Raw genomic sequence first — 580 nt, 5'->3', positions numbered from 1 at the left:
CTCGTGGTCGTCGCCGACGGGCGCCGGCTCGGGCGCGTCGGCAGGCTCGGCGAGCTCTGCGTCCGTGGCGGGCTCGGCGGCCTCGGCAGGCCCTTCGGCCGCGGTGGTGGAGTCGTCACCGACCAGCAGGATGGCGTCGCCGGTCAGGTCCGTGCCGACGACGGCGGCGTCGGCGTCGGCCTCGACCGCCGGGTCCGCGTCGAGGTCACCGGCGTCGTCGGGGACCACCTCGACGGAGGAGTCCGCGTCGCCGGGTTCGTCGGTCGCCGCCGGAGTCTCGTCGGGTCCACCCGGATGCCAGGTCCGGGTCACCTCGGCCGCACGCACGACGTCCGCGGACTCGTCTGCGGTCGGGGCGACCGCGTCGTCGCGCTCGGCCGGCGCCTCGACGGGCGTCGACTCCGCGGGGGACTCCACAGGGGTCTCGTCGGCGATCGGCTCGGCGACGACGTCCGTCGGGGCGGCGGGTTCCGGGGTCGAGCGTCGCTGCCGGGGCTCGGCCTCGGTCGTCTCCGTCGTGACCGAAGCGGCCACCCGCTCGCGAGCCGATGCCGCGGCCTTGCGCGCCTCGGCCGCGCGC

General features: G+C 77.8%; 1 pseudogene. It reads right to left on the bottom strand.

From position 1 onward, the window contains the following. Positions 1-580, bottom strand: a pseudogene (locus tag ESO86_RS19635) (hypothetical protein); the annotation flags it as partial.

The sequence above is a fragment of the Agromyces binzhouensis genome, assembly GCF_004135055.1.
GTDB lineage: Bacteria > Actinomycetota > Actinomycetes > Actinomycetales > Microbacteriaceae > Agromyces > Agromyces binzhouensis.
The sequence above is the reverse complement of the archived record's forward strand: the minus strand, read 5'-3'. Positions and strand labels throughout refer to the sequence as shown.